Genomic DNA, 6,066 nt, shown 5'->3' with positions numbered 1-6,066 from the left:
AATGTAAGTGTAAGAGCGTCTGGGTTTGTAAGGGCACTGTTTGTTGTTTCAGTAATTCTTCCAATTTCGAATGTTTCTTTAAGTTCTGGATCATCTGTTCCATAAACTTTTGTGAAGCTTACGTCACCTTCCTTGAGTGTATATGTGAATTTTGAAATTGTGAGTGTTACATCTGGAACTGTAACTGTGTAGTTAGTTTCATCACTGATGCTAGCAAGTTTTAATGCATATTTTCCAGCATCTGGACCAACTGCTTCAAATGTAATTGTAATGTCTGCGCTATGTAATGACTTAACTAATACATTTTCAAGTTTATTTCCGTCATAAATCTTTGTTGTATTTACGATTTCGTCTGCAGCAACTTCAATGTTGTATTTTGAAATTGTTCCTGTTGCACTTTCAATGTAGTAGTTGTCTTTCTGAGCTCCATCAAGTGTAATATTTGTGATAGTAGCTGACTCTGTAGCGTCTTTGCTATCGTAGTTACCTGAAACTGTAACTTCATCTGATCCTAAGATTCCTGTGATAGTTGCATTATCATTTGTGAATGCTGTTGTTCCGTCGTAAACTTTCGAAACTGTAACGTTAAGCTCTGCTTTTGTGATTTCTAACCATTCTGCTCCGTTAATTGTAATGCTGTAGTTAACATTATCGCTAACGCTCAAAATAGTTAAATCATATTTTCCTGCATTAGGTCCAACTTCGCTGAAGTTAACTGTAATGCTTTCTTCTGAGCCCTCAATCAATTTAAGAGTAATTGAAGCTGGCTTAAATTTATTTCTATCATACTTCTTAGTTAAAACGTATCCTTCTGGAAGTTCTTCCCTTTTGATTACGTGTGTAAGTTGTGTGATAGTGAACCACTTGCAATCTGCTGGAAGTGAGATATCGTAGTTTTCATTGTCTGCTACAACACTTGTTAATGCGTAGCTGCCTACTGTTTCTCCTGCAGCTCTTGTGAATGTGAGTACAAGTTGGTCTGGGTTTGTAAGTCCGCCGTTGTTTACACCTGCAAGGATCTCAGCCTCAAATGTTAATTTAAGATCTGGGTCATTTTTGCCGTAAACTTTTGTGAAGCTCACATCTCCTTCCTTGAGTGTGTATGCGAACTTCTTGATTTCAAGTGTAACGCCATATGGAACTGTAGCTGTGTAGTTCGTTGAATCACTAACACTATCAAACTCTAAATCATATGTTCCAAATTTTGGTCCAACTGATTTAAATGTAACTGTGATTGCTGTTGTAAATGGAGTCTTAACAACTGTGTTTGTAAGTTCCTTGCCATCGTAAACTTTTGTTCTGTTTTCGATGTCTTCTGCAGCAACTACAATGTTGTATTTTGCAATGCTTCCAGTAACGTTTCCTACAGAGTAGTTTGCACTAGCCGCTCCTGTTAATGTTACTCCTGTGAATGTTGCTGATTCTGTAGCATTTGCGCTTGCATATGATCCTGAAGCTGTAACTTCGTCTGATCCAACAATTCCTTTGATAGAAATGTTTGCTCCGTCAAAGCTTGTTGTTTCGTCATATGTCTTTGTAACTGTGATGTCAAGTGCTTTTTGAGTAATTGACAACCAAGTGTTTTCTGTAATTGTAATATCATAGTTTGTTGTGTCACCTACACTTGAGATAGCAAGTGCATACTCGCCTGCATTAGGTCCTACTGATGTAAAGCTAATTGTTACGGCTTCGTCTGAACCTTCAATCAATTTAAGTGAAATTGACGCTGGTGCAAGGTTTGTTCCGTCGTAAGTCTTAGTAAGTACATAATTTTCTCCAAGGTCTTGTAGCGAAATAACATGTTTAATTTGTGTTACTGTGAATGTTAAACCTGCTGTAGGAAGTTTAATGTCGTAGTTTGTTGCATCTACTCCGCCAAGTGTAACTGACTTAATTACTAATGGATATTCTCCAGCATTCTTTTCAACATCTTTGAATGCGATTGTGAGGATTTCTCCTGGAACCTTCTCTAATGTGATAGATCCTGGTGTGATAACTTTTCCATTGTATTGTGCTGTCTTAGCTGCATCTGTAAGATCTGATTCAGCTAATGTATAAGAAAGTTTTGTGATTGAAACTGTGAGAGGATTGATATCAATGTCAAAGTTCTCTGCGTTAACCATATTCTTAATCTTTAATGTGTAAGGTCCAACATTTGCATCAACTTCTTCAAAGTTAACTGTAATTGTGTCATCACCAAGTTTAAGAGTGATTGGAGCTGGTGTGAACTTCTGTCCATTGTACTCTCTTGACCATACATAATCTTCTGGGAAGTCAGATTTTGAAATCATGTATGTTCCATGTTCAATACTGAACCACTGATTGTTTGCTGGAATTGAGATATCATAATTTGTTGCTTCTACTCCATTCAGAGTAACTGTATCAATTACCATATCATATGTACTTGCATCTTTTCCAGCAACCTTAAATGTTACTTTAAGTGTTTCATTTCCAACTAATGTGATTTCAATTGGATCTGGAGTTACATCATGTCCTGTGTATGTCTTAACTCTAGTGGCTGCAACATCCTCTACAGTTAATGTGTAAGCTTTCTTTGTGATTTCTAGCCATTCGTTTGCAGCAACTGTAATGTTGTAGTTTACTGCATCGCTTGAGCTAGCATAAGCTAAAGCATATTTCTTAGCATCTGTTCCAACTGGAGCAAAGTTAATTGTAACTGTTTCGCCAGAATCTGCAATGAGCTCTTTTGTAATTGATGCTGGAGCAAGGTTTTCTCCGTCATAAACTTTTGTCTTAACAATATCTTTAACATCATCTTCTGTAACAGTGTAGTTATATTGTGTTACTTCGAACCATGTGTTTCCTGCTGGAATTGTGATGTTGTAGTTGCTTGCAACTCCTCCACCAATCCTTACTGTCTTAATTACTAATGCTTTCTTTCCTACTGTCTTTTCAACATCTTCGAATGTGATTGTGAGGATTTCTCCTGTTACCTTCTCTAATGTGATAGATCCTGGTGTGATTGCCTTTGATGTATACACTGCTGTCTTTGACTCAGATGTCGTGAGATCTGATTCCTTAAGCTCGTATGTATACTCTGTAATTTTCAGCCATGTATTTGCAGAAATAGTGATATCGTAGTTGTCATTGCTTACGCCTGCATATTCTAATGCGTAGTCATTTACATTAACTCCAGTTGCTTTGAAGCTAATTTCGATTGTTTCGCCATTTAATTCTTTTGTAATTGTTGCTGGCTGCAAGCTTGTTCCGTCATATGTCTTTGTTCTTACATATTCTTGTCCAAGGTCGCCTTCAACAACTGTATATTTGAATTTTGTGATGCTGAACCACTTATTTCCAGGTTCTTCCTTGATTTCGTAGTTCGCTGCAACATTTTCTCCGAGCATAACGGAGCTAACTACCATTTCATATTCCCCAACAGTAGTTCCACTAACTGCGTTGAATGAAATTGTAAGTTTTTCGTTGTTTACTAATGTAAGCTCGATTGAATCAGGTGTTATTGTTGAATTTGAATATACTTTTGAGTTAACGCTTGCAACATCGCTTGCTGTTAATGTGTAAGCTCTCTTTGTAATTTCCAATAAGTCGTTATCTTCAACTGAGATTTCATAGTTTTCGTTATTTGTGCCACTAACTGACAATGCATATTTCTTAGCATCTGTTCCAACTGAAGCAAAATCAATTGTAACTGTTTCGCCAGCTATAAACTCTTTTGTAACACTGTTTGGTGTAAGAGCTGTGCCGTCATATGCCTTTGTCCATGAGCTATCTTTTGTAAGCTCTGAAGCTGTGAGCACTTTAGTGAATTTCTTGATTTCAAATACTGGACTTGCTGATACATATGAGCTATCAACAAATGTTGCATCTGCTGTATAAATATCGTTATGTCCAGAAATGCTTAATGCATATTTTCCAACATTTCTTAAGCTGTCAGCAATTGAAATTGTGATTCCGTCGAACATTGTAGCTAAATCTGAAGTAACGGCTTTAACTTCCCAAGTTCCCTCGGCAACTTGATCGTTGAAATAGAGTGAAAGTCCAACTCTTGCTTTCAATGTGCCGTCAGTTGTGTATGCTGCTAAGTACCACTTATTTGAATCAAGTTCTGTTGCAACTCTTGTAACAGTTGTTGTGTCGTATGTCATTGCGAACTCGCCATCAACGGCAACCATTAATCCTTGTTTAACAGCTTCGATTTCGAAGAATGTGTTGTCGTCAGGGATTGTGATTGTATAGTTGTTTGTTGCGTCGTCGCCGCTGCTATACTTAACCGATGCAATTGTTAATTTGTATTTTCCAACTGAAGATCCTTCCTCTCTTGTAAATGTAATTACAAGTTCGTCTGGGTTATTGATTCCCTCAGAGTTCTTTGTAAGAGTTACTTTAAGTTCTGGATCTGCGTGTCCATAAACTTTTGAAAGTTTAACGTCTTCTTGTTTAAGAGTATAAGTAAACTTGTTAATTGTTCCTGTAACTGTCTTTACAGAGTAATTTGCACTTGCAGCTCCAGAAAGTGTATAAACAGTGATTGCTGCTGATGTAGTTGCATCCTTGCTTGGATAGTTACCTGAAAGTAAGATTTCGTCTGCTCCGACTTTTCCAGTTACGCTAGTTACATTACCGTTTGTGAACGCTGTTGTTCCGTCGTAAACTTTTGAAACTGTGAATGTAAGCTCTGCTTTTGTAATGCTGAACCACTTGTTGTCTGAAAGAGTAATTGCATAATTGTTCTTATTTGTCTCATCAACAGTAACTGTTAATAATGCATAAGTTCCAACTGTGTTTCCTTCTGCTCTTGTAAATGTAAGTGTAAGAGCGTCTGGGTTCTTGAGTTCTGCATTGCCTTCATGAGCGAATGCTCCTGCTGCGAACTCTTTTGATAATGTTGTGTCTGCCTTTCCATAAACTTTTGTGAAGCTTACATCTCCTGCTTTAAGTGTGTACTTAAATGGTGTGATGCTGAACCACTTGTTCTCTGGAAGTGTGATGCTGTAATTTGTTGCATTTTCGCCTTCAATCTTTGTTGAAGCAATTACTAGTGCGTAAGTATCAACATTCTTTCCAACTTTATTGAATGAAATTGTAAGTGTTTCGCCTTCAACCAATGTCAATGTCATTGCATCTGGTGTGAGCTCTTGTCCTGTATAAACCTTAGTCTTTGATCCGTTTTTGATATCAACTTCTTTAAGTTCATAGGCATAAGCTGTGATTGATGCTTTAACATCGTTTTCAACAGTAACACTATAATTACTATTTGCTTTTGGTTTTAATGTTTCTGTTACGACATTTGGCCCGATTGATTCGAACTCGATTGTGATTGTTTCGCCATTAATTGACTTTGTAATTGAAGCTGGTGTGAAGATCTTTCCGTCGTATCTCTTGCTCCATGTGTAAGCATCGCCAAAGTCTAATTTTGTGAGCTCAAGAGTGCACTTCGTAATCTCAAACCAGTTGTTTTCTTTTACTGCAAGTGAAACTGAGTAGTTTGTAGCTGTCTTTCCACCAATTGTAACTGATGCAATTTCAAGCTTGTATGTACCTACGTTAGTTCCAACTGCTTTGAAGCTAATTGTAAGAGTTTCTGTAACGGCTTGACCGTCTACACTGAATGTGTAGTCTTTGTCAAATGAAGCAGGTGTAATTGCCTTTCCGTTGTATACAGCACTTCTGCTTGCTTCTGGAATTTCTTCAAGAGAAATAACCTTCTTGCATTCTGTGATTGATACTGTAAGAGCATCGGAAATTGTTACCTCATAGTTAGAGTTATTAACTTGTTTAAATAAGTCTTTAAGTTTATATGTTCCTTTGTTCTTATCTGACTTATTGAAGCTAATTACTACGTCATCATTATTTAAAGTGTATTTGATGTCTGCTGGAGCAAATCCGTCAGCATTATACTCTTTTGTTGTTTTATATCCCTCTGGCAAGCTATCAACAGTGAGCTTATATACTGTAATAGTGAACCATTCGTTTTCTGGAAGTGTGATTTCGTAGTTGTCATTGTTTACTGAAACGGTTTCTAAAGCGTAGCTTCCTACGTTCTTTCCTTCTGCTCTTGTAAATGTAAGTGTAAGAGCGTCTGGG

Annotated in this window: 1 protein-coding gene; it reads right to left on the bottom strand. The window is 37.2% G+C overall.

From position 1 onward, the window contains the following. Positions 1–6,066, bottom strand: a 6,066-nt coding sequence (locus tag BWI44_RS11965) for an MBG domain-containing protein (RefSeq protein WP_286813955.1), incomplete at both ends; no start/stop codon positions are given.

The sequence above is a fragment of the Bacteroides sp. Phil13 genome (assembly GCF_001940965.1).
Classification (GTDB): Bacteria; Bacteroidota; Bacteroidia; order Bacteroidales; family Bacteroidaceae; genus Bacteroides; species Bacteroides intestinalis.
The sequence above is the reverse complement of the archived record's forward strand: the minus strand, read 5'-3'. Positions and strand labels throughout refer to the sequence as shown.